The sequence below is a fragment of the Pedobacter antarcticus genome, assembly GCF_900112985.1.
Lineage (GTDB): Bacteria > Bacteroidota > Bacteroidia > Sphingobacteriales > Sphingobacteriaceae > Pedobacter > Pedobacter antarcticus.
The window spans coordinates 58,493-82,882 of the sequence record NZ_FONS01000008.1 but is presented as its reverse complement, the minus strand read 5'-3'; the positions used below and the strand labels follow the sequence as shown (position 1 = coordinate 82,882).

At 39.6% G+C, this 24,390-nt stretch carries 27 protein-coding genes; 23 read left to right on the top strand and 4 right to left on the bottom strand.

The window, feature by feature from the left end; all coding sequences use genetic code 11:
- The first annotated feature begins 49 nt into the window (after window positions 1-49).
- The 17 genes from rpsH to dnaK all read left to right on the top strand — a co-directional run bounded on the left by rpsH (window position 50) and on the right by dnaK (window position 11,813).
- A complete protein-coding gene (rpsH, locus tag BM192_RS15565; RefSeq protein WP_037442585.1) occupies window positions 50-448 on the top strand; it encodes a 30S ribosomal protein S8 in 399 nt (132 codons plus the stop codon).
- A gap of 18 nt (window positions 449-466) precedes the next feature.
- Entirely contained in the window at window positions 467-1,024 is a 558-nt protein-coding gene (gene rplF / locus BM192_RS15560) for a 50S ribosomal protein L6 (RefSeq protein WP_037442583.1), read from the top strand.
- Window positions 1,025-1,029: 5 nt separating this feature from the next.
- Window positions 1,030-1,383 carry a 50S ribosomal protein L18 gene (gene rplR / locus BM192_RS15555; protein WP_037442582.1) on the top strand — a complete coding sequence of 118 codons (354 nt, stop codon included), beginning with the start codon at window positions 1,030-1,032 and terminating at the stop codon, window positions 1,381-1,383.
- Window positions 1,384-1,401: 18 nt separating this feature from the next.
- Window positions 1,402-1,920: a 30S ribosomal protein S5 gene (gene rpsE / locus BM192_RS15550; RefSeq protein ID WP_008244566.1), complete on the top strand. Its 519-nt coding sequence runs from the start codon at window positions 1,402-1,404 to the stop codon at window positions 1,918-1,920.
- Between the two features lie 4 nt (window positions 1,921-1,924).
- Window positions 1,925-2,104, top strand: coding sequence for a 50S ribosomal protein L30 (gene rpmD, locus BM192_RS15545; RefSeq protein ID WP_074589042.1), 180 nt, complete (start codon window positions 1,925-1,927; stop codon window positions 2,102-2,104).
- Window positions 2,105-2,213: 109 nt separating this feature from the next.
- Window positions 2,214-2,660, top strand: coding sequence for a 50S ribosomal protein L15 (rplO, locus tag BM192_RS15540; RefSeq protein ID WP_037442631.1), 447 nt, complete (start codon window positions 2,214-2,216; stop codon window positions 2,658-2,660).
- A 3-nt stretch (window positions 2,661-2,663) separates the two neighbouring features.
- Window positions 2,664-4,007 carry a preprotein translocase subunit SecY gene (gene secY / locus BM192_RS15535; protein ID WP_037442580.1) on the top strand — a complete coding sequence of 448 codons (1,344 nt, stop codon included), beginning with the start codon at window positions 2,664-2,666 and terminating at the stop codon, window positions 4,005-4,007.
- Window positions 4,008-4,013: 6 nt separating this feature from the next.
- Entirely contained in the window at window positions 4,014-4,799 is a 786-nt protein-coding gene (map, locus tag BM192_RS15530) for a type I methionyl aminopeptidase (RefSeq protein ID WP_037442578.1), read from the top strand.
- A gap of 71 nt (window positions 4,800-4,870) precedes the next feature.
- Window positions 4,871-5,089, top strand: a complete 219-nt coding sequence (infA, locus tag BM192_RS15525) for a translation initiation factor IF-1 (RefSeq protein WP_008244555.1) — start codon at window positions 4,871-4,873, stop codon at window positions 5,087-5,089.
- Between the two features lies 1 nt (window position 5,090).
- Window positions 5,091-5,207 carry a 50S ribosomal protein L36 gene (rpmJ, locus tag BM192_RS15520; RefSeq protein ID WP_010599887.1) on the top strand — a complete coding sequence of 39 codons (117 nt, stop codon included), beginning with the start codon at window positions 5,091-5,093 and terminating at the stop codon, window positions 5,205-5,207.
- Between the two features lie 79 nt (window positions 5,208-5,286).
- Window positions 5,287-5,664 carry a 30S ribosomal protein S13 gene (rpsM, locus tag BM192_RS15515; RefSeq protein ID WP_037442576.1) on the top strand — a complete coding sequence of 126 codons (378 nt, stop codon included), beginning with the start codon at window positions 5,287-5,289 and terminating at the stop codon, window positions 5,662-5,664.
- Between the two features lie 21 nt (window positions 5,665-5,685).
- On the top strand, window positions 5,686-6,075 hold the full coding sequence (rpsK, locus tag BM192_RS15510; RefSeq protein WP_037442574.1) for a 30S ribosomal protein S11: 390 nt from the start codon (window positions 5,686-5,688) through the stop codon (window positions 6,073-6,075).
- Window positions 6,076-6,140: 65 nt separating this feature from the next.
- Window positions 6,141-6,749 carry a 30S ribosomal protein S4 gene (gene rpsD, locus BM192_RS15505; RefSeq protein ID WP_037442571.1) on the top strand — a complete coding sequence of 203 codons (609 nt, stop codon included), beginning with the start codon at window positions 6,141-6,143 and terminating at the stop codon, window positions 6,747-6,749.
- An 81-nt stretch (window positions 6,750-6,830) separates the two neighbouring features.
- On the top strand, window positions 6,831-7,823 hold the full coding sequence (locus BM192_RS15500; RefSeq protein WP_037442569.1) for a DNA-directed RNA polymerase subunit alpha: 993 nt from the start codon (window positions 6,831-6,833) through the stop codon (window positions 7,821-7,823).
- Window positions 7,824-7,907: 84 nt separating this feature from the next.
- On the top strand, window positions 7,908-8,453 hold the full coding sequence (gene rplQ / locus BM192_RS15495) for a 50S ribosomal protein L17 (protein ID WP_037442567.1): 546 nt from the start codon (window positions 7,908-7,910) through the stop codon (window positions 8,451-8,453).
- Window positions 8,454-8,529: 76 nt separating this feature from the next.
- On the top strand, window positions 8,530-9,720 hold the full coding sequence (locus BM192_RS15490; protein ID WP_037442565.1) for a class I SAM-dependent methyltransferase: 1,191 nt from the start codon (window positions 8,530-8,532) through the stop codon (window positions 9,718-9,720).
- A 176-nt stretch (window positions 9,721-9,896) separates the two neighbouring features.
- The gene (gene dnaK, locus BM192_RS15485; RefSeq protein WP_037442563.1) at window positions 9,897-11,813 is read left to right on the top strand and encodes a molecular chaperone DnaK; all 1,917 of its coding nucleotides are present in this window, start codon (window positions 9,897-9,899) and stop codon (window positions 11,811-11,813) included.
- 138 nt (window positions 11,814-11,951) lie between these two features.
- Here the strand turns inward: dnaK and BM192_RS15480 are convergent, their stop codons facing one another.
- From BM192_RS15480 to BM192_RS15470, 3 genes are all read right to left on the bottom strand, one after another.
- Entirely contained in the window at window positions 11,952-12,851 is a 900-nt protein-coding gene (locus tag BM192_RS15480) for a nucleotidyltransferase family protein (protein ID WP_037440740.1), read from the bottom strand.
- A gap of 261 nt (window positions 12,852-13,112) precedes the next feature.
- Window positions 13,113-14,228, bottom strand: a complete 1,116-nt coding sequence (locus BM192_RS15475) for a M42 family metallopeptidase (RefSeq protein WP_037440742.1) — start codon at window positions 14,226-14,228, stop codon at window positions 13,113-13,115.
- 115 nt (window positions 14,229-14,343) lie between these two features.
- Window positions 14,344-15,576: a porin gene (locus BM192_RS15470; protein ID WP_037440745.1), complete on the bottom strand. Its 1,233-nt coding sequence runs from the start codon at window positions 15,574-15,576 to the stop codon at window positions 14,344-14,346.
- Window positions 15,577-15,762: 186 nt separating this feature from the next.
- Here BM192_RS15470 and BM192_RS15465 point away from each other — a divergent pair, with 186 nt between their 5' ends.
- From BM192_RS15465 to can, 3 genes are all read left to right on the top strand, one after another.
- Window positions 15,763-16,104: a hypothetical protein gene (locus BM192_RS15465; protein WP_037440747.1), complete on the top strand. Its 342-nt coding sequence runs from the start codon at window positions 15,763-15,765 to the stop codon at window positions 16,102-16,104.
- A gap of 71 nt (window positions 16,105-16,175) precedes the next feature.
- Window positions 16,176-17,783, top strand: a complete 1,608-nt coding sequence (locus BM192_RS15460; protein WP_051759871.1) for a SulP family inorganic anion transporter — start codon at window positions 16,176-16,178, stop codon at window positions 17,781-17,783.
- A 1-nt stretch (window position 17,784) separates the two neighbouring features.
- Window positions 17,785-18,456 carry a carbonate dehydratase gene (gene can / locus BM192_RS15455; protein ID WP_051759872.1) on the top strand — a complete coding sequence of 224 codons (672 nt, stop codon included), beginning with the start codon at window positions 17,785-17,787 and terminating at the stop codon, window positions 18,454-18,456.
- An 80-nt stretch (window positions 18,457-18,536) separates the two neighbouring features.
- Here can and pruA read toward each other — a convergent pair whose 3' ends face one another.
- Complete coding sequence (pruA, locus tag BM192_RS15450; protein ID WP_037440749.1) at window positions 18,537-20,165, bottom strand: L-glutamate gamma-semialdehyde dehydrogenase; 1,629 nt, start codon at window positions 20,163-20,165, stop codon at window positions 18,537-18,539.
- 189 nt (window positions 20,166-20,354) lie between these two features.
- Between pruA and lpxK the strand changes: the two genes are divergently transcribed.
- The 3 genes from lpxK to BM192_RS15435 are packed head-to-tail and all read left to right on the top strand — an operon-like array spanning window position 20,355 to window position 24,280.
- Window positions 20,355-21,428, top strand: a complete 1,074-nt coding sequence (lpxK, locus tag BM192_RS15445) for a tetraacyldisaccharide 4'-kinase (RefSeq protein WP_037440751.1) — start codon at window positions 20,355-20,357, stop codon at window positions 21,426-21,428.
- Entirely contained in the window at window positions 21,379-22,200 is an 822-nt protein-coding gene (locus BM192_RS15440; RefSeq protein ID WP_037440753.1) for a purine-nucleoside phosphorylase, read from the top strand. The genes lpxK and BM192_RS15440 overlap by 50 nt, the downstream gene beginning before the upstream one ends.
- On the top strand, window positions 22,193-24,280 hold the full coding sequence (locus tag BM192_RS15435) for a putative porin (protein WP_037440754.1): 2,088 nt from the start codon (window positions 22,193-22,195) through the stop codon (window positions 24,278-24,280). The genes BM192_RS15440 and BM192_RS15435 overlap by 8 nt, the downstream gene beginning before the upstream one ends.
- Window positions 24,281-24,390 lie beyond the last annotated feature (110 nt).

The following is a 24,390-nucleotide window of genomic DNA, read 5'->3' as shown; positions in this document are numbered from 1 at the left end:
GTCGCTCCGAATAGTTCGGAAAGGAAACCACTATCACAAATCAATAAAAATGAATACAGATCCAATAGCAGATTATCTTACAAGAGTAAGAAATGCCATCAAGGCAAATCACAGAATTGTAGAAATTCCTGCATCAAATCTTAAAAAGGAAATTACTAAAGTACTTTTTGACAAAGGTTACATTGCCAACTACAAGTTTGAAGAAACTACAGTTCAGGGCACAATTAAAATCGCTTTGAAGTACAATCCGATCACTAAAATTCCTGCGATCCGCACTTTAGCGCGTATCAGTAAACCAGGTTTAAGGCAATATGCAGGCGTAGGTAATATGCCAAGAGTATTGAACGGTTTAGGTATTGCTATCTTGTCTACATCTAAAGGTGTTATGACTGATAAAGAAGCAGCTAGATTGAACATTGGTGGCGAAGTTTTGTGTCACGTTTATTAATTAAAGGAGGATAGCAAAATGTCAAGAATAGGAAAAGCCCCAATTAGTATCCCTGCTGGAGTTACAGTTTCAATTGATGAGAATAACATCGTTACTGTAAAAGGTCCAAAAGGTGAATTAAAACAAACAGTTGATGCAGACATCACTGTTACTCAGGAAGACGGTGTGATTACTGTTACACGCCCGACTGAACAAAAAAGACATAAAGCATTACACGGTTTATACCGTTCATTGCTTAACAATATGGTTATCGGAGTTACAGAAGGTTATAAACTGACTCAAGAATTAGTAGGTGTGGGTTACCGTGCAACTAATACAGGCAACACGCTTGATCTTGTTTTAGGTTTCTCTCACCATTATGTATTCCAGTTACCGGAAGAGATTAAAGTTACTACGGCTTCAGAAAAAGGTCAAACTCCTAAAATCATTTTAGAAAGTATTGATAAACAACTGATCGGTCAGGTAGCAGCTAAAATACGCTCGTTACGCGCTCCGGAACCATACAAAGGTAAAGGTATCAAGTTTGTAGGAGAAGTGTTAAGAAGAAAAGCAGGTAAATCAGCTTCTAAAAAATAATCATCATGGCAGGGAAAAAATTATCTCGTAGAGATCGTATAAAAAAAGGAATCAGAAAAAGATTGACCGGTTCTGAAAGCCGTCCACGCTTATCAGTTTATAGAAGCAATAAAGGAATTTATGCTCAAATCATTAACGACGTAACTGGAAGCACAATCGTATCAGCATCTTCATTATCAAAAGATTTTTCTGGTAATGGCAATAAATCAGAGCAATCTGTAGCTGTAGGTAAATTAGTAGCTGAAAAAGCAATCGCAGCTGGCATTAAAGAAGTTGTTTTCGATAGAAATGGCTATTTATACCATGGTCGCGTAAAATCGTTGGCAGAAGGTGCCCGTGAAGCTGGTTTAGTATTTTAATCTGAAAATAGGATAAGAATGTCAACTATCAATATAAAAAGAGTTAAGACTAGCGAGATCGAATTAAAAGATCGTTTAGTTAGTATCCAACGCGTTGCCAAAGTAACTAAAGGCGGACGTACTTTCAGCTTCTCAGCTATCGTAGTTGTAGGAGATGAAAACGGAATCGTAGGTTACGGTTTAGGTAAAGCGAAAGAGGTAACAGAAGCAATTGCTAAAGGTATCGATGACGCTAAAAAGAACTTAGTAAAAGTTCCTTTACTAAACGGTACAGTGCCTCACGAACAAATCGGTAAATTCTCAGGTGGTTTTGTATTAATCAAACCAGCTGCAGTAGGTACAGGTGTTATCGCTGGCGGTGCAATGCGTGCTGTATTAGAGAGTGCTGGTGTACATAACGTATTAGCAAAATCAAAAGGTTCATCAAATCCTCACAACGTGGTTAAAGCAACTGTTGATGCTCTGACTAAGATGCGTGATGCTTATACAGTAGCACAGCAGCGTGGTGTTGATTTAAACAAAGTTTTTAACGGATAAGAACATGGCTAAAATCAGAATTACCCAGATCAAAAGTATCATTGACAGAAGCGAACGTCAAAAAAGAACTATGCAGGCATTAGGTTTAAAAAAAATGAACCAGTCTGTAGAAGTTGAAGCTAACGCTGCTATCATTGGAATGGTAAGAAAAGTGAATCACTTAGTTGCCATAGAGAGTATATAATTTATAGAGGTTGCAGAAGTAGTTTATATGATTACATTTGCAACCTTTATATATGTTTAACCGTTGTCCCTGATTAGTGAAAGCGAAGGGCAACACAATAAGTTTCAAAATGAACTTAAGTAATTTAAAACCTGCAGCAGGTTCTACAAAAAATAATAAGAGAATTGGTCGTGGTACTGGTTCTGGCCGTGGTGGTACTTCCACTCGTGGTCATAAAGGTGCTGGTTCCCGTTCAGGTCACAAAACCAAAATTGGTTTTGAAGGTGGACAGATGCCATTACAACGTCGTGTACCTAAAGTAGGTTTCAAGCCAATTAACCGTGTAGAATACGTAAGTGTAAACTTAGATGTATTACAAGGTTTAGCTGAGAAATTTAACTTAACCGTTATCGACTTTGCAGCTTTACAAGCACACGGTTTAGCACACAAAAATGACCTGGTTAAAATCTTAGGTCGTGGTGAAGTTAAATCTAAAATTGAAGTTAAAGCACATGCTTTTTCTGCTACCGCACAAAAAGCCATTGAAGCTGTTGGAGGCTCAATCGAAAAATTGTAATTAATGAAGAAGCTGTTTACTACTTTAAGTAATATTTGGAAAATTCAAGAATTAAAAGAGCGTATATTATTTACGCTCGTAATTCTTTTGGTCTATAGGTTCGTTTCACACGTGGTTCTTCCAGGTGTTGATGCAACAGCCCTAGGCGATAATGAGAAATCTGGAATCCTGGGTCTGCTGGATATGTTTGCCGGGGGATCCTTCTCCCGCGTATCAATCTTAGCCCTGGGGGTTATGCCATATATTTCTGCATCAATTGTAGTTCAGTTATTAGGTATTGCTGTGCCTTCATTCCAAAAAATGCAAAAGGAAGGCGAAAGCGGCAGGAACAAACTTAATCAGATTACCCGTTACCTGACAGTGGCAATTACTGCAGTGCAGGCGGTTGGTTATGTGAAAACGCAGGTTCCGGTAGAGGCAATTCTGATTGACCATACCTTATTCTTTGTGCTCTCAACTTTTGTTTTATCTGCAGGTACATTATTCGTCATGTGGCTGGGTGAAAAAATTACAGATAAAGGTGTCGGTAACGGTATCTCTCTGATCATTATGGTGGGTATCATTGCCCGTCTTCCTATTGCCCTGCAACAGGAGATCAGCTCTAGATTCGTTGGTGATGGCGGTCTTATTGCCCTTGTCCTTGAAATTGTAGCTTTATTCGCGGTTGTAATGTTTACTATCCTGATTGTTCAGGGTGTCCGTAAGGTACCTGTACAATATGCTAAACGTATTGTCGGTAACAGACAGTTTGGCGGGGTAAGACAGTATATTCCATTAAAAGTAAATGCTGCTGGTGTTATGCCGATCATCTTTGCTCAGGCTCTGATGTTTATCCCAACAACACTTACCCAGTTTTTCCCATCACTGCAAAACACGTGGTTAATCCAGTTTAGTGATCCAACTTCACTGGCTTACAGTTTAACTTTTGCATTTTTAATTATTGCTTTCACTTTCTTCTATACCGCGATTACTGTTAATCCGGTGCAGATGTCTGATGATATGAAGAAAAACGGTGGTTTTATTCCGGGTATCAAACCAGGTTTATCTACCTCGTCTTTTATTGATGATGTAATCTCAAAGATCACTTTCCCGGGATCAGTTTTCCTGGCGATCATTGCAATCCTTCCTTCTATCGCTGTTAAATTTGGTATCAAATCTGAATTTGCGCACTTCTACGGTGGTACATCACTGTTGATTTTGGTGGGTGTTGTATTAGATACATTGCAACAAATTGAAAGTTACCTGCTCATGCGCCATTACGATGGTTTAATGAAGACAGGAAGAGTTACTGGCCGTACAGGTTTACCTGCTGCGACTACTACAGGCAGCAGTAGTGCAGTAATTTAATATTGAATGTCTAAGATCTATTATAAGTCTCCGGAAGAGGTTGAATTAATTCGTGCCAGCTCTTTAATGGTTTCTTCTACACTCGCTGAAGTAGCGAAAGTAATCGGACCCGGAGTAACCACTATGCAATTAAATAATATTGCGGAGACTTATATAAAAGATAACGGAGGTATCCCCGCTTTTCTTAACTATAACGGATTCCCATTTTCACTTTGTATTTCGCCTAATGAGCAGGTTGTTCATGGGTTTCCAAGTGATTATGTGATACAGGAAGGCGATTTGATTTCTGTTGACTGTGGCGTGATTCTGAATAATTATTTTGGTGATTCCGCTTATACCTTCCCGATTGGGGAGATTAGCCCGGAACGCCGGAAGTTAATTGAGGTTACCCAGGAATGTTTGAAACGTGCAATTGACAAAGCAGTGGTCGGCTCCCGTATTGGTGATGTCGGTTTTGCTGTACAGTCTCTCGCAGAGGAGAATGGTTATGGGGTAGTACGAGAATTAGTAGGTCATGGTGTCGGTGTTAAGCTGCACGAAAAACCGGAAGTTCCGAATTATGGAAAAAGAGGATCCGGTATGAAGTTAGAGGAGGGGATGGTTATTGCCATTGAACCGATGATTAATGCCGGTACAGCCAATGTAAAGTTCTGGTCTGATGGTTGGACCGTAACTAGCCGTGACAATCAACCGTCAGCTCATTTTGAGCACACTGTTGCGGTTAAAAAGGGTAAAGCAGATGTTTTATCTACCTTTTCTCTGATCGAAGAAGTTTTAAAAGAAAAAAGGTAAATAATTAAATATTTTTAATTAATTTTGCAACCCTGTTTAATAGCAGCTAATCAAGTAAAAATCAATATTATATGGCTAAACAAGCCTCAATTGAACAAGACGGTGTAATTAGAGAAGCATTGTCAAATGCAATGTTCCGGGTCGAACTGGAAAATGGGCATGAAATCATTGCTCATATCTCAGGTAAAATGAGGATGCACTACATCAAAATATTACCTGGTGATAAAGTAAAATTAGAGATGTCGCCTTACGATTTATCAAAGGGCAGGATTACTTATAGATATAAATAAAATGAAAGTTAGGTCATCAATTAAAAAACGCAGCGCTGATTGCAAGATTATTCGTCGTAAAGGTAAACTTTACGTTATTAACAAGAAAAATCCTAAATACAAACAGCGTCAAGGTTAAGCAAATTATTGAAGTATGATTAGATTGAATGTACAGGTTACTCAATCTGTCGTCAAATAATCAAACATTTAGTACACATATGGCAAGGATATCAGGTATAGATTTACCAAGAAACAAAAGAGGCGAAATTGGACTAACCTACATCTTCGGAGTAGGCAGATCAACTGCTCAGCGTATATTAACTGAAGCAGGTATCGATTTTAGCAAAAAAGTACAGGACTGGTCTGATGATGAGTTATCAGCGATTCGTACAATCATTAACGATGGCATTAAAGTAGAAGGTGCTTTACGTTCAGAGGTTCAATTAAACATTAAACGTTTAATGGATATTGGTTGCTACCGTGGATTACGTCACAGAAAAGGTTTACCAGTACGTGGACAACGTACCAAAAACAATTCCCGTACACGTAAAGGCAAGAGAAAAACAGTTGCTAACAAGAAAAAAGCTACTAAATAAAATTAGTAACGAATAATAATTATGGCTAAGAGTAAAAAAGTAACCAAAAAGCGTGTTGTTGTTATTGAACCAGTTGGTCAGGCACATATCAATGCGACTTTTAACAATATCATTGTTACCTTAACAAATAACAACGGTCAAACTATTTCATGGTCTTCAGCAGGTAAAATGGGCTTCAAGGGTTCTAAAAAGAACACTCCATATGCTGCAGGTCAAGCTGCATCTGATTGCGGTAAAGTAGCATTTGATTTAGGTCTGCGTAAAGTAGAGGTTTTTGTTAAAGGTCCGGGTTCTGGCCGTGAGTCTGCAATTAGAACATTGCAAATCTCCGGTATCGAAGTAACCTCTATCAAAGATATCACACCGCTTCCACACAATGGATGTCGTCCTCCTAAGAAGAGAAGAGTTTAATTTATTAATTTTTAAAGCTAAGAGTCTGCAGCTTAAGGTTGCATGATACTTTAAAACAAAGCACAATGGCAAGATATACAGGACCCAAGTCCAAAATCGCGCGTAAATTCAGAGAGCCAATTTTCGGCCCTGATAAGGTATTAGACAGAAAAAATTATCCTCCTGGACAGCACGGTGCTTCCAAAAGAAGAGGTAAACAATCTGAGTATTCAGTACAGTTAATGGAAAAACAAAAAGTGAAATATACTTATGGTGTATTAGAGCGTCAGTTCCGTAACTTGTTTACTAAAGCTTCTTCCCGTCAAGGTATCACGGGTGATAACTTATTACAATTATTAGAAGCTCGTTTAGATAATACAGTATATAGATTAGGTATTGCTACTACTCGTTCAGCTGCTCGTCAGTTAGTTAGCCATAAACATGTCACAGTTAACGGTGAAGTAGTAAATATCCCTTCCTATCAGTTAAAAGCTGGTGATGTGGTTGCAGTTCGTGAGAAATCAAAAACTCTGGAAAGCATCACTAATTCAGTAGCAGGCAGAATGATCAATAAATTTAATTGGTTAGACTGGAATGCATCTGAGTTATCAGGAAAATTCCTGGCTTATCCGAATCGTGACGAGATTCCAGAAAATATCAAAGAAAACTTGATTATCGAGTTATACTCTAAGTAACAATATCTAGTTAAAGCCTGTATGGGCTTTAACTATTTTTTGCGTTACCTAATATTTAATAACGATCTAAAAACATTATAAATGGCAATTTTAGCATTTCAGAAACCCGATAAGGTCATCATGCAGAAATCAACTGATTTCGATGGTATATTTGAATTTCGTCCTTTAGAACCCGGTTTCGGTGTAACAATTGGTAATGCCTTGAGAAGGATTCTTCTTTCTTCTTTAGAAGGTTATGCCATTACAAGTATTCGTTTTTCTGGCGTATCACATGAATTTTCTACCATGAAAGGTGTTGTAGAAGATTTAACTGAAATTATCTTGAATTTAAAACAAGTTCGTTTTAAAAAAGCAGGTGATTCAGGTGATTCTGAAAAAGTTTTTATTGTAGTTAATGGCCAGGATCAATTTCTAGCAGGTGATATAACTAAATTCTCTAACAATTTCGAAGTCCTTAATCCGGATTTCGTAATCTGTAACATGGAGAAAAGCGTTACTTTGGAGGTTGAATTAACAATCAACAAAGGTCGTGGTTATGTTCCGGCTGAAGAAAATAAAATCAATGATGCTGTAGTTGGCGTAATTGCGATCGATTCGATCTTTACTCCAATGAAAAATGTAAAATACTCGATTGAAAATTATCGTGTTGAGCAGAAAACAGATTATGAGAAGTTAATTTTAGAGATCGCTACAGATGGTTCTATCCATCCTGAAGAAGCTTTAAAAGAAGCTGCTAAAATCTTAATCCAGCATTTTATGTTGTTCTCTGATGAGAATTTAGTTCTGGAATCTCAGGCTAAAGAAGAGACTAAAGAAGTTGATGAGGAAATTTTACATATGCGTAAAATCCTTAAAACTGAATTAGTTGACCTTGACTTATCTGTACGTGCATTAAACTGTCTTAAAGCTGCTGATATCCGCACGCTTGCTGACTTGGTTTCTTATGACGTTGCCGATATGTTGAAATTCAGAAACTTCGGTAAAAAATCATTGACTGAAATTCAGGAGCTGGTTAAATCCAAAAGTTTATCTTTCGGGATGAACCTTGGGAAATACAAACTGGACGAAGAATAATTTCAATATAAATAACAATATTGTTAATAGTGTATAATTCCCTCTTCAATGTAGAAGAGACGGTATGCACTGAATAAAATCAAAATGAGACACGGTAAAAAAAACAACCACTTAGGCAGAACTGACTCCCATCGTAAAGCGATGTTGGCTAACATGTCATCATCACTGATCAAGCACAAAAGAATTACTACAACTTTAGCAAAAGCTAAAGCTTTACGTATGTATGTTGAGCCCCTGATCACTAAATCTAAAAATGATACTACGCACTCTCGTCGTATTGTATTTAGTTACTTACAGGATAAAGATTCAGTTACTGAATTATTCCGTGACATTGCTGCTAAAGTTGCAAACCGTCCGGGTGGTTACACCAGAATTATCAAGTTAAACAACAGGTTAGGTGATAATGCTGAAATGGCATTGATTGAACTTGTTGATTATAACGAAGTTTATGGTGTTGAAGCTGCTACAGAAGAGAAGAAAACAACTCGTCGTGGAAGAAGCAAAACAGCTAAAAAAGATGAGGCTGTTAAAGCTGAGCCTGTTGCTGAGACTGCTGCTCCTGTTGCTGAGACGGCTACTCCTGTTGAAGAAGCTGCTGCTGAAGAAACCAAAGAAGATAAAGGCGAATAATTTCCCTTTTATTGGAAATACAAATGCCTCTCTGAATTTCGGAGAGGCATTTTTTTTAGAGCTAAATTAATTGGAAATGTTAAATACGCCTGTAGTCATCCATGCAGAATTTTTAACCGCATTAGCGGAGAGTTTCGCACAGGATACCTTTATTAAGCTCACGCTGGGTAAATATCGCGGAGAGCTCGCCGGACTGAAGAACATCTATGTCAGAAAGGTAAATATCAAAGGGAAACCTCATCTCGCCTTCACATCCCGCTTTAAGACCAGGGACATTGTTAAGAACTATCCTTTTGAAGAGGGGGCGGCGAGAATTGCCGAAGAATTGAATCAGGGATTCCAGCACTGTACTTGTTTCACCTTACAGAAAGATCTGATCCTGGACTTGCAGCAGGGACAGGGATTCCGGTTTCGGCAGGCTGCGCCTACATCGCAAACCCCGGTATCAGATACACATGATAAAACTAAAAAACGGTTAATATCCGCTTTGGATAAGCCCTATCTGCATGCTTTACAAATTACTGATGCTGTCGGTAATGTTTATAAAAATGCGCAGGATAAGTACAAGCAGATTAACCAGTTTATTAACTTATTACATCCGATGATCAGTGCAATCTCAGCAGGCAGTTTAAAACAGGTTGTCGATATGGGGTCGGGTAAGGGATATTTAACCTTCGCGCTATATGATTATCTGCATCATGTAATGGGTTCGGACACTGCTGTACGCGGGATAGAATTTAGACCGGATCTGGTCGCACTCTGTAATGAAATAGCAGCGAGCTCCGGATTTCATAAGTTAGATTTTGTCGAAGGATCAATTGCAGATTATCCAGCAACCGGAATTGACATGCTTATTGCGCTGCATGCTTGTGATACCGCAACTGACGATGCGATTTGTAAAGGAATTCTCGCCGGGGCAGAACTGATTGTGGTTGCACCTTGCTGTCATAAACAGATACGGCGGGAGATGTCGAAAGTTAAACAACAACCTGAGATCGCCGCACTGACCGACCATGGTATCTTTATGGAAAGACAGGCTGAAATGGTTACCGATGCACTTCGTTCACTCATTCTGGAATATCATGGTTACAAGACCAAAGTATTTGAATTTATTTCAGATGCACATACCCCGAAGAATGTACTGGTTGTTGGCACGAAAGCTACCATAAGTCCTGAACATCAGGAAGAAGTATTAAAACGAATTCATGCAGTCAAAAATTTTTATGGCGTAAATTGTCACTATCTGGAAAAGCTGGTAGGGCTTTAGATTAATCGCGTTGGCGCGGTATTTCTGCCAAGCTGTCAGCATTTATAAATCAATTTGATTTACATTTCCTGATAAACTGCAAAGCACTGTCTGTTTTGCTGACAAAAGTCAATTGGCACATTGCTTGATGAATAGAATAAAATTAAGAATTCATAACATAAACAAAGATAAATAACATGTCAAAAATTATTGGTATAGACTTAGGAACAACGAACTCTTGCGTAGCCGTAATGGAAGGTAACGAACCTGTAGTTATAGCCAACAGTGAGGGGAAACGTACTACGCCATCCATTGTTGCATTTGCAGAAAATGGTGAGCGTAAAGTAGGTGATTCTGCAAAGCGTCAGGCGATCACTAACCCAACAAAAACAATTTATTCAATCAAACGCTTCATGGGAAGCAGCTTTGCTGAAGTTTCTAAAGAAGTAGGCCGTGTACCATATAAAGTGGTAAAAGGTGATAATAACACGCCACGTGTTGAGATTGATGATCGTAAATATACTCCACAGGAAATTTCTGCAATGATTTTGCAGAAAATGAAAAAAACTGCTGAAGATTTCTTAGGACATGAAGTGACTGAAGCGGTTATTACTGTTCCTGCTTATTTCAATGATGCACAACGTCAGGCTACTAAAGAGGCTGGTGAAATTGCTGGTTTAACTGTTAAACGTATTATCAACGAGCCAACTGCAGCTGCTTTAGCTTACGGTTTGGATAAGGCACACAAAGACATGAAAATTGTTGTCTTTGATTGTGGTGGTGGTACACATGACGTTTCTATCCTGGAATTAGGTGATGGTGTATTTGAAGTTAAATCTACTGACGGTGATACTCACTTAGGTGGTGATGACTTTGATCACGTGATCATTGACTGGTTAGCAAGTGAATTTAAAAATGAGTACGGCATGGACCTTAATCAGGATCCAATGGCTTTACAACGTTTGAAAGAAGCTGCTGAGAAAGCTAAAATCGAATTATCAAGTACTACTTCAACTGAAGTAAACCTGCCATATATTACTGCTGATGCCAGCGGACCTAAACACTTGGTTAGAAACTTAAGCCGTGCTAAATTTGAGCAATTGGCTGCTGATCTGATCAAACGTACTATCGATCCTTGTAAATCTGCTTTGAAAAACGCAGGTTTAAAAACTTCTGACATTGATGAAATTATCTTAGTTGGTGGTTCGACACGTATTCCTGCTATTCAGGATGCAGTTAAAGCTTTCTTCGGAAAAGAGCCTTCTAAAGGTGTTAACCCGGATGAAGTTGTAGCAATCGGTGCTGCTATTCAAGGTGGTGTATTAACAGGAGAGGTTAAAGACGTATTATTATTAGATGTTACTCCACTTTCTTTAGGTATTGAAACTATGGGTGGTGTAATGACGAAATTAATCGAATCTAACACTACTATTCCATCTAAAAAAGCTGAAACTTTCTCTACAGCTGCTGATAACCAGCCTTCTGTTGAGATCCATATTTTACAAGGAGAGCGTCCAATGGCTGCTCAGAACCGTACAATTGGTCGTTTCATTCTGGATGGTATTCCACCAGCACCTCGTGGCGTTCCTCAGGTTGAAGTTGCATTCGATATTGATGCTAACGGTATCCTGCATGTATCTGCTAAAGATAAAGCAACTGGTAAAGAACAAAAAATCCGTATTGAGGCTTCTTCTGGTTTAACTGACGAAGAGATCAAAAGAATGAAAGAAGAAGCTGAGCAAAATGCTGATGCTGATAGAATCGCTAAAGAAGAAGCTGATAAAATCAACAGTGCAGATGCATTAATCTTCTCTACTGAGAAACAACTGAAAGAATTCGGTGATAAATTGGCTGCTGATAAAAAAGCACCTATTGAAGCTGGTTTAGCTAAGTTACAAGCTGCTCATGCAGCAAGAAACTTTGCTGATATTGATGCGGCTCAGGAAGAATTACAAACTGCATGGAATGCAGCTTCAGAAGATATGTACAAAGCTGGACAAGATGGTGCTACTGCTGAAGGCGGCGCTGATCAGGCAGCTAACGGTCAGGCAGCTGACGGTGGTGACAATGTTACTGATGTTGATTTCGAAGAAGTAAAAGACGATAAGAAATAATCGACTTTAACACATAAAAAAAGAGGATGTCCAAAAGGCATCCTCTTTTTTTTGTGTGTCAGAATTGGTATTGTCAAGCCTGTCAAATTATATATAAGGTATAATAAAAAAAGGCTTCATTACTGAAGCCTTTTTTTATTATTTCCAAAGGTTTTCGGGATATTTTCCGTCTTTGATTAGCTGATCTATACTTGCCTGAACAATTGGTTTGTCTTCTTTATAAGTAACGCCGAACCATTTACTGTCAGTAGGAATAACTTTGAAGTCTGCAGTTTCCGCACTCAACAGGTTTTCTGCAACCAGGGGAATGAAGAACTCAGATTTAGGATTTTCTTTGTTTGCCTCTACAAAATCCCTGAACATTTCTTCTGCATGTTTAAATACTTCGGGAGTAAAGCCCCAGAAGTTCATAGATACGCGGCTTTCATAGGGTAAAGGATACTGTTTTTCGTCTTCCTCGTAAACGATCGCCTCTCCGGAATACATTACCTTGGTTCTTTCTATAATTTCTTCCAGGTAACCATCTGCACTTACTTTGCATACACCTCTGGAAACAGAACCGAAATCGGATAATGTTTTGCCGATTTCATAACCGATCATCGAATAATTACTGCTGGTTACATCTTCGGTTAAAAACTTAACCATTTTCTGGTAAGCATCCAGACCATAGAAATCATCTGCATTAATTACACAGAAAGGCTCCTTTACTGTATTTCTTGCCGCCAGAACTGCATGGGCAGTACCCCATGGTTTAGTTCTTTCTATTTCATAGTCTATTCCATATTGCTTAAGATCCAAATTTTGGAAGACATAATCAACCTCTATTTTTCCGGCTAACTTCGGATCAAATATGGCTCTAAAGTTCTCTACAAACTCTTCTTTGATGATGAATACAACTTTTCCAAAACCGGCCTGGATGGCATCATATATTGAATAGTCAATAATAGTTTCCTGGTTCGGGCCAAAGCCATCAATTTGTTTCATGCTTCCATAACGGCTCGCCATACCGGCTGCAAGAATTAATAAGGTTGGTTTCATTTCTTTTTTCTAAGGGTAATTAAGCGCCGCATGCGCTAATCGTATCAATTAATTTATAAAATATGGTCTCTTCTGTCCCCGAAACAATCCAATTATCATCGCTTCAGTGTTTGCGCAACTACCTAGCAAAAATTTAACCATTTTATCGTCCAAAAGGCTGTAAATGTATATTTCTGAAATTAATAGTAACCATGTCGTTTCGCAGATAAAAAAAAGCGTATCCTGAGCAGGATACGCTTTTTTATTTAAGAAGATAAATTGTTATTTATTGTATTTAAAATCGTGATCTTTTTTGATATTCAGTAGGGAGTGATAGATCAGGTTGATTACGTTATCTACATCTTCTTTATGGATCATCTCTACTGTTGTATGCATATATCTTAATGGTAGGGAGATCAATGCAGATGGAACGCCACCATTGGAATACGCAAATGCATCGGTATCAGTTCCTGTGGAACGTGAGGAAGCCTGGCGCTGGAATGGAATGTTATGCTGCTGAGCTGTCTCAATTAATAACTTATTCAGATTGGTCTGTACAGCTGGTGCATAAGATACGACAGGACCTTTACCGCAAGCCAGGTCACCCTGAGTTATTTTATTGATCATCGGTGTGGAAGTGTCATGTGTTACGTCTGTAATAATAGCCACATCTGGCTTAATACGGTGGGCAATCATTTCAGCACCTCTCAAACCAATCTCTTCCTGTACTGAATTGACGATATATAAGCCGAATGGTAATTTCTGTTTATTCTCTTTCAGTAAACGGGCTACTTCAGCGATCATAAAACCACCTGCCCGGTTGTCCAATGCGCGGCCGACATAATATCTGTCGTTCAGGACCATGAATTCATCTTCATATGTGATTACACAACCTACATGAATTCCCAGGTTTTCGACTTCTTCTTTTGAAGTACAGCCACAATCCAGGAAAATATTTTTTAGAGCCGGAGCTTCTTCTTTTTCACCTGCGCCGCGTGTGTGGATTGCCGGCCATCCGAATACTGCTTTAACCAGTCCGTTGTCGGTGTGAATATTGACTCTTTTAGAAGGAGCGATCTGATGGTCAGAACCACCATTTCGGATCACATAAATAAGACCATCGCTGGTAATATAATTAACGAACCACGAAATCTCATCGGCATGTGCTTCAATTACTACTTTATAAGTCGCTTTCGGATTGATTACGCCTACAGCTGTTCCGTAGTTATCTATAAAACTCTCATCAATATATGGTTTCAGATAATCCAGCCAAAGCTTTTGGCCAGGATATTCAAAACCGGTAGGGGATGGATTATTGATGTATTCTTCAAAAAACTGCAGTGATTTTTTATTGACTACAGCAACGTGTTGCGGTTTCTCGTCTTTCTTTTTAGCCATTATTGTATTTTTTAATCAGAACAAATATATCAATCAACCATTAAGCATCAAGTTTATTATCGAGTTGTAACTCCATCATGACAAAATTGAGCCGGTTTCGCTGAACAGATTTTTATTACCAACGGTATTGCAGACGCATAGTAAATACATTATCGCGGATATCATCCTCATATTTCTCTAATGCTGTAGGGCCATTTTTCACCTGTTCATTATAGACCGTGAGTTTAACACGGGTATTAAACAGGTAGGTGAAACCGTAACCTAGTGTAGCGAAACGGATATCACCTGCGGTTGTATTGTCTGCTACACCGATCTGGCCTTCCGACACATCGGTATTCGGGTCATATACATCATAAGCTAGCAATGCCGAAAACCTCGATTTAAGAATCTGCTGTGTAAACCAAATATAGTATCCTGAGAAATTCCTGAGATAAAGGTCTGTCTGCGGCTGCATAGAGAAACTTGTACTGGCTTCCGGCCCCTTAACTCCCGATGAAGCTGCGATTCCAGGCTGTACACCCGCTACATATTCTGCTTTCAGACCGGACTTCCCGAGCGAGTGGGTATACTCCAGCTGTACATTTGCTCCAAAGTAATCTCTCTTCAGATTTGCACCCTTATTTTCTTCCGCAGTGTTTTTAAGGAAACCAGCCGCGGAAGCTTTATAATATGTATCTGTATTGTTTCTTACCGTACCCTTATAAATCGATCCTCCGAAAGCTACGTTTATCTTTTTTGCAGCTAGACTGTCAAATTGAAAATGCAGGTTACCAACCATGTCTTTTCTGGAGTCATAGTCTCTGGCGAATAGGCCGGCTCCGTTAACCACAGCAAAATCGGCGGTCAGGAAATGAAGCTGTTTGACAGGATTAATTGTAATCATTCCACCGATATCTCTTTCTCTGGGCATTAGTGTCTGGTAAACCCGGGGACGTTCCGGAAAATCCCGGTACCCCGAAGAATAGGCAATTGCATACCCGAACGGTCTGTTAAAAACGCCGGCAGTGAATCTATAAGCTTTATAGTCCGGATGATTGAGCTGTAGGAAAGCATCCATAAGCTGAACACCGTTTTGTGTCGCATCCAGCTGAAATACGATGCTGGAATAAGTATCTACGCGGTCGACTTTAAGTCTGCCCCTGCGAATCATAAAACGATTGTCCGAATTTTCACCAAAGTCTCCGCCAGAGAACGACGAAATGCCGGGTGTTTGTGCTTTTTGAAACTGGGTCTGCAGATATCCGGTTATTTTGATATCATGTATATCATAAGAGGACGGGGCATTATTGTTTTGCGCGAAAACCAATGCGGGGAATGCAGTCAGGAGACTAAGACAGATTTTTCTCATAATGTATTTGCCATGAAAATGACATATCTCGCAAATATCAACAAATCGCTGAAATCCCGGCGAATTTTGGTATAATTAATGTTCCAATACGTATAATTACATTTATTTTACCATTTTGTTTATTAATCTACATTGATTCTTATTTACATTTGGGGAACACAAAAATTATAATGATCAAAATACTCAATGCGCCTTCGTAAATTCCGGTTACATATAGTCATCGTATTTATCAGCATTTTCACTGCGAAAATGTTCATTTCAGCAGCGCCCGTATTTATTGCTCATTTTGATAAAGACCTGATTAACTCCGTAATTTTACAACTGGAGCATGAGCATGCACCAGAAACCGATACCGGAAAGGATAAAGTTAAGTTTATAGATTATAAACCACTTGAGCCTTATCTGGTTTCGAATATACTACCCCCTTTACATGATTTTGCCTTAACAAACGCATTTTTCGATCATTTCAAGCGGTACATATCATCTTATTATCCTTCCGTTCCGACACCGCCCCCTAACTGCTGTTAATTTTTTTTGAACTGAATGCGGCTTCTTTATGGCCCATTCTATTGTGTTTAAGGAATACTTAATATTTTATTATGCAGAACGGAAATTCAATCTTTTCAAGATTAGAAGTGAGGAAATATATCCTTAAAAAAAATTTAAAACGCGACCTGCCAGCTAGTATAGTTGTCTTTTTAGTCGCACTCCCATTGTGTCTGGGTATCGCCCTGGCGTCTGGGGTTCCATTATTTGCCGGAATTATAACCGGAATTATTGGCGGTATTGTTGTCGCTAGTATCAGTGGATCCCAGTTAAGCGTAAGTGGTCCTGCCGCAGGACTTACTGTAATTGTACTTGGTGCAGTAGCAGCTTTAGGCAGTTACCCTATATTCTTGCTGGCAGTTGTTCTGGCTGGTGTATTTCAGGTCATACTTGGTATGATCAAAGCAGGAACAATAGGTAATTATTTTCCGTCAAGTGTTATTGAAGGAATGCTGGCCGCGATCGGTATTATTCTGATTATGAAACAGCTTCCTCATGCGTTGGGTGTAGATCTGGATTTTATTGACGAAAGATTGGTCGCTTCCGGCGGTACATCTGTATTCGCCGATTTAAGCGAAGCGATACAGAATATCAATATCCCGGCCTTCGTGATTACAGTACTTTCCATTGCTATATTATTATTCTGGCCAAAGATTAAAAAACTGAGCAGTATACCAGCGCCTCTAGTAGTGGTCGTGCTGGGTATTGTCGCTGCCATTTTATTCCAACAGTCCGGACAGGCACTTCGTGCAAGTCAGATGGTAGAAATACCTGTTGTAAATGGTGCTGGCGAATTTTTCAGTTTATTTACAATGCCTGATTTTACTGCGATTACCAATATCAAAGTCTGGGAAGTTGCTATCACTATTGCGGTAGTTGCCAGTTTGGAAACTTTACTGAGTATTGAAGCTATTGATAAGATAGATCCAATGAAAAGGACTTCTCCAACTAACAGGGAGCTTGTCGCACAGGGAATTGGAAATATGGCCAGTGGAATGGTCGGCGGTATCCCGATGACATCAGTTATTGTAAGAAGTTCAGCCAATGTGAATGCAGGTGGAAGGACAAAAATATCTGCCATCTTTCACGGAAGCTGGTTATTGCTGTCTCTTTTATTTATACCTGGTATACTGAATATGATTCCTCTGGCTTGTTTAGCAGCGATTCTACTTGTTACAGGTTATAAATTGGCGAGAGTTAGTCTCTTCAAACATATGTATCATAAAGGATGGGACCAGTTTGTACCATTCGTGATTACCATTATCGCTGTTTTACTAACCGACTTGCTAAAAGGTGTCGCTGTAGGGATGTTACTATCTGTATTTTACCTGCTGCGTACCAATATGAGGAATCCGTATTTTTATAAAATACATCAGGAAGGTGACAATAAGAATCTTAGAATTAAACTTTCTGAAGAAGTGTCCTTTTTGAATAAGGCTGCCATACAGGTAGTACTTAACAAAATTCCAAAAGAAACCAATGTCGTAATTGACGGCGGAAACTCCCGCTATATCCACCCGGATGTACTGGAAACAATTCACAATTTTAAACACAGCGCATTCTCAAAAGGGATTATTGTATCACTGGAAGATATCAAAGACCATTATACAGTACCTATAGTTGACGACATGCCTATTCAAAACCTAAAAAACCACAAATAATATGTGCGCAAAAATTGAACACCACACAAAACATATCACATACGAAGCCCTTTTACAAGGAAACAAAGACTGGGTTGCAGCAACATTAGCTGAAGATCCCGAATATTTTGCCAGACTTTCTGCAGGACAGACGCCACCAGTATTATGGATCGGATGTTCAGACAGCAGGGTGCCTGCAAATCAGATCACCAATACCAATCCCGGAGATATTTTCGTACACCGGAATATTGCGAATGTTGTAGTCCACACAGATATGAACCTTTTAAGCGTCCTGGATTATGCAGTAAACGTACTTGAAGTTGAGCACGTGATTGTTTGCGGACATTACGGATGCGGTGGAGTACAAGCTGCCCTGGGCAATAAGCAATATGGTATTATTGATAACTGGCTGAGAAATATTAAAGATACTTACCGTCTGCATTACCATGAGCTGGACAGAATCACTGATGATAAGAAACGTGCCGACCGTCTGGTAGAATTGAATGTTATTGAGGGTGTCTTTAACCTGACTAAAACTTCCATTATTCAGAATCGGTGGTCGAATGGTAAGAAATTGGGTATCCATGGTTGGGTATATAGTCTGGAGACAGGTCTGATTAAAGATCTTAGTGTGACTACAGAATCTAACGATAATATATCGTCAGTATTCAAGATAGACATGTTGACTAAATAAACAGCACTGTCCCAATAGAAAGCGCCAGCCCTTTACAGGAGCTGGCGCTTTTGTTTATATATAAATCTGAATAAAACAGATTAGCCCAGGAAAGGGTAGCGGTAATCTTTAGGAGGATCGAAAGATTCCTTAATTGTACGTGGCGACACCCAGCGTAATAAGTTGATCATTGATCCTGCTTTGTCATTTGTTCCCGAACCTCTGGCTCCGCCGAAAGGCTGCTGTCCAACAACAGCTCCCGTACATTTATCGTTGATATAGAAGTTACCGGCCGCATTTCTTAAAGCATTAGATGCCTTCTCAATTGCATACCTGTCCTGTGCAATTACCGCTCCGGTCAGCGCATAAATAGAAGTCGAATCAATAGTAGTTAAGATGTCATCGAATGCTTCATCTTCATAAACGAATACCGTCAGTACCGGACCAAATAGCTCCTCGCACATGGTAATATATTTAGGATCGTCGGCCACTATAACAGTTGGCTCTATGAAATAGCCCTTTGATTTATCGTAATTACCGCCTGCAATAATCTCCACACTCCCATCAGCTTTTGCACTGTCTATATATTTGGCCAGCTTATCAAATGAGCGTTCATCGATAACAGCATTAATAAAATTACCAAAGTCTTCTGTACCGCCCATTTTAAAGGTCGCAAGGTCACGTAGCATCAGTTCTTTGATTGACGGCCAAAGGCTTTTAGCGATATAAACTCTGGAAGCTGCAGAACATTTCTGACCCTGGTATTCAAATGCACCGCGTAAAATAGCTGTACTCGATACTTCTGCATCTGCTGAGCCGTGAACCAGTATAAAATCCTTACCGCCGGTTTCACCTACAATTCTGGGGTAGGTTTTATATTTATGAATATTGTTGCCAATAGTTTTCCAGATATTCTGAAATACAGCAGTGGAGCCTGTAAAGTGTATTCCCGCAAAATCGGGACTGTTAAAAATCACCTCACCAGCTTCCGGACCATCTACATATACCAGATTAATTACTCCGTCAGGCAGACCTGCTTCACGGAAGATCTCCATAAGGAGGTTTGCTGCATAAACTTGTGTATCTGCCGGTTTCCATACGACTACATTTCCCATAAGGGCTGCCGAAGTTGGCAGGTTTGCGGCAATAGCAGTGAAGTTGAACGGTGTTAAAGCAAAAACAAATCCCTCCAGCGGGCGTTGCTCGACCCTGTTCCAGACACCTTTTGGTGACACAGGAGGCTGCTGCTGATAGATTTCCGTCATATAGTTTACATTGAAACGCAGAAAGTCAATTAACTCACATGCAGAATCAATTTCGGCCTGATAAGCATTTTTAGATTGCCCCAGCATCGTTGAGGCGTTCAGTTTATAGCGGTATGGACCTGCAATTAAGTCTGCTATTTTCAGAAATATTGAGGCACGTTGTTCCCATGCCAGGTTCTCCCATTGAGGTTTAGCCGCAAGCGCAGCATCAATTGCCTGTTGAACATGTGTTTTGTCTCCAATACTGTATTGAGCCAGTAAATGCTGATGATCATGGGGTGGAGTAACTTTCCCTTTTTTATCGGTATGAACAGCTTTACCTCCAATATACATTGGTATATCACCTTCTACCGCACGTGCTTCAGCCAGTGCAGACTGTAAGAGCTCACGTTCCCTGCTTCCCGGAGCATAGTCCTGAATGGGTTCGTTTACAGCTGTTGGCACATTGAAAAATCCTTTTAACATGATATATAATTTATGAATAGTACAAATATAGCTCTTTATTTACCCGGCCATTTAATGCGGCTGGCATTATGATATTTAGCTAACATTAAATTAAACGCAGAAAACACTGCGCTGATTATCACTTATGGAACATTATAAACATACCAGGTCAATCTTCGCTGAAATAATTCTTATTTTTGATTCACTCCTATGCTTAAATACTTAAGAATCCTTTTATTACCGCTCTCGTTGATTTACGGCCTGGTGGTTTACCTCAGAAATCAGCTTTATAATTTGGGTGTTTTCCGTTCCACAAAATTTGACCTTCCGGTTATTGTAGTGGGCAACCTTGTTGTGGGAGGTTCAGGGAAGAGTCCCGCTACTGAATATCTGATTAATCTGTTCAGGGATCGTAAAATTGCAGTACTCAGCCGTGGGTATGGCCGGAAGACCAAAGGATTTATCAGGGCCGGTGCAGCAGATACGGCCTTAACTATCGGCGACGAGCCCCTCCAGTTTTATCATAAATTTCCGCAGATTACGGTTGCTGTTTGCGAAGACAGGGTGAAAGGAATCCGGAAATTGCAGTCAGATCATGACTTGATATTGCTCGATGATGCTTTTCAGCACAGAAGTCTGAAACCGGGATTCAGCATTTTGCTATTTGATTTTAACCAGCTTAATAAGACACAGTTTTTATTACCCGCGGGCAATTTGAGAGAAGCCTTTAGCAGTTACCGCCGGGCAGATTTACTCATGATTACAAAAGTGCCATCCGAAACTACTGCCGCGGAATTAAAACGAGCCACGGATAAATTTGATGCGGAGCACGCTGTATTTTGCTCTTCCATTGTCTATCAGCAGCCAGTCAGTTTATATGATAGTGAAGAATTTCCGCTTTCCGCATTAAAAGATAAAACAATCTTTCTATTGACCGGAATAGCTAATCCTGCGCCTTTACTAACTTATCTAAAGCAGTTGGGCAGCACAATAGTTCATCATGATTATTCAGATCATTACTTGTATAAATTTTCAGATTTACAGCGGTTAAGGGATGCATTTCATGCGCATTCGGGAAAAGAAAAAATCATCCTCACAACAGAAAAGGATGCTCAACGTTTATTTGATGTTACAATCAAAGAATTACTACTAAATTTGCCTGTATTTTATTTGCCAATCCGTATGGAAGTCGGGCAGGGGAAACAATCTATTTTTGATCAAAAGCTATTAACTTATGTTTCAGACATTACAAGAGACCGTCACTTATATCAATCAAAAAACTAATCATTTTCAGCCTGAAATTGGTATCGTCCTGGGAACCGGTTTAGGTGGTCTGGTACAGGAAATAGCGGTCGAATTTAGTCTGATGTATTCCAATATTCCGAATTTCCCGATCTCTACACTAGAGTTCCATTCGGGTAAACTTATTTTTGGCATACTGAATGGCAAAAAAGTAGTGGCCATGCAGGGAAGACTCCATTATTATGAGGGTTATTCTATGCAGCAGATTACTTTTCCCATTCGTGTAATGAAAGCGCTGGGAGTTAAAAACCTTTTTATTTCCAACGCTGCAGGCTCATTGAACCCTGATTTTAAAAAAGGAGACCTGATGATCATCAGCGATCATATCAATCTTCAGCCGGAGAGTCCGCTACGTGGCAGAAATGATGAAGATATGGGGCCACGTTTCCCGGATATGAGCCAGCCCTACAGACGTAATCTTGTTCAAAAAGCCCTGGAAATAGCTTCAAATGAAAATATAACTTGCCATCAGGGTGTCTATGTGGCCGTTACAGGACCTAATCTTGAAACTAAAGCAGAATATAAATATCTTAGAATTATTGGGGGCGATGCCGTTGGAATGAGCACTGTACCTGAAGTGATTGTTGCTAACCATATGAGTCTGCCCGTTTTCGCGATATCGGTATTGACTGATGAGGGGTTCCCGGAAGAATTGAAACCGGTAAGCCTTGATGAGATACTGGCTACTGCCAGGGCAGCAGAACCATTAATGACCAAAATATTGAGCCAGTTAATCCTGACCTTAGATGTATAAAATTATAGTATTGGTATGCTTTACCTGGATATTGGCAGGTTTCACGAGGATTAGTGCTCAGGATTTGAAAACTACTGTCCGGGATAATAAGGAACTCGACTCCCTGCGTAATAAGCTGGAGAACGGCCCTGATTCTGTGGTTTTTACGTCCAGATTTGTACGTTACACAACATTAAAGCTTACCAGAGATAGTATTCAAACATTGCCACTGGATACCAGTTTAAATGGCATGCAGAATTATAGTCCTGTGGAACAGCCCAGAAGACCTACCGTATATAATGGTAATATTGGGCTGGCGGCAAAAGACCTGCTTTTCAACCCGGATAAAACAATAGGTTTTAACCCAGGTTTTCATGCACTTGATTGGTACGCAAAAGGACATGATGATATTATTTATTATCAGGCACGCACGCCTTTCAGTAACCTCTTTTACGGGGGACAATATAGCGGAGACGAAGAGCAGTTATTCAGGGTTTTGCATTCACAAAACATTAAAAAGAACTGGAATATTGGAGCGAGTTATAACCGGATAGGTGCAAATGGTACTTATGCCAGACAACGTGGAGATGTATTAAATGGTACCATTTTTACCTGGTATACTTCACCTAATAAGCGCTATACTTTATTTGCGAACGCTATATTCAATACTTTGAAGGCCTATGAGAATGGTTCGCCGGTTGCCGATGTGTTCGGTACCGACGAAAATGGGGTGGCCAGAAATGCGCAGGCCGTACGTCTGAATAACAGCAGGCAGATCTACAGAAAGAATACCATCATGCTGAAGCAATCTTATTTTGTAGGCCGTATTGATACACTGGACCAGGAAATCACAAAAAAGGTGCTGCCCACTAATAAGGTTACTTATACTTTGCAGTATGATAAAGACGCCTATGCTTTTCAAAAAACTGAAGATGATGATCATACGTTACTCCCTGCTGGTATTGCAGACCTGAGATATACTAACGACAGTACGGGAGTGGTTCACGTGAAGAATGAGATCGTATATAGTTTCTTTCTGCGCGGAAAAAGCAGTACACTTATTAAAAATGAACTTAAGCTGGATGCAGGTATCAGGCATGATTTCTACGATTATACACAGCAAGTGCAGCGTTTAAATGCCCAGCCTTTTTACATTAATCAGAAGTCATTTCAGAACGTAACCTTACTGGGTAACGCCGGCTACAGGTTTAGTGATCGTGTGGATCTGAATGTAGATGTACAGCAGATCTTTCAGGGAAGACAAACAGGAGACTTTTTATATGAAGCGAAAAGTAATGTTCTGGTGAGCCAGAATATTGGGCGTGTTATACTTGGCGCATATTTACAGCAAAAATCTCCTGAAGAAATTTATAACAAATATTATGGCAACCATTTCAGCTGGGAAAATGATAACAATATCAGCGGTTCTGGTATGAATGCAGAACAGATTAACACGCTGTATAATGGCAGACATTTTAACCTGGGCAAAGACTGGTCAAAAACTAAAACAACAAACCTGTCATTCCGGTACCTGAATGAAAAGTTGAAACTCGATGCAAGCGCAGAATATTTTCTGATTAATGATTACTTATACTTCAAACAGCCAGGAGATCAGGCAGACTTGACTGTGGTCGTTCCCGAACAATATACCGATGCGATCAGTTTGCTGAAATTTACGCTGGGGAAGAAGTTCCGTTTTGGGAAATTCTCACTGGAAAGTTATATGGTCTATCAGAAGTCTAATGCACAAAATATACTCAGAACTCCCGATTTTTATACTTTCAACAGCTTCTTCGTAGATCAGACGGTATTCAAAGTTCTTAGAACGAATATTGGTTTTGATGTAAAATACAATACGAAGTACTCAAATTATTCCTATTCCCCGGCAGTAGGTCAATTTTATTTGGGAAGCGATGAGAAACTCGATACCTATCCTGTAGTAGATTTCTGGATCAGGGCAAGTTTGCGTAAAGCCAATATATTCCTGAAATATGAATACATTAATCAGGGTTTACAGTCGAACGGATACTATACAGTGAACCGTTACCCGATGCAAGACAGGGTGTTTAAGGTTGGCTTAAGCTGGAATTTCTACGATTAACACGAAAACATCTTCAGGTATTTATACGATTCCGATGATTTTATATACATTTACAGGTCGGGGTATTTCAACCCGGCATTTAACTTTACGCACATTTTACTAAATTTGCA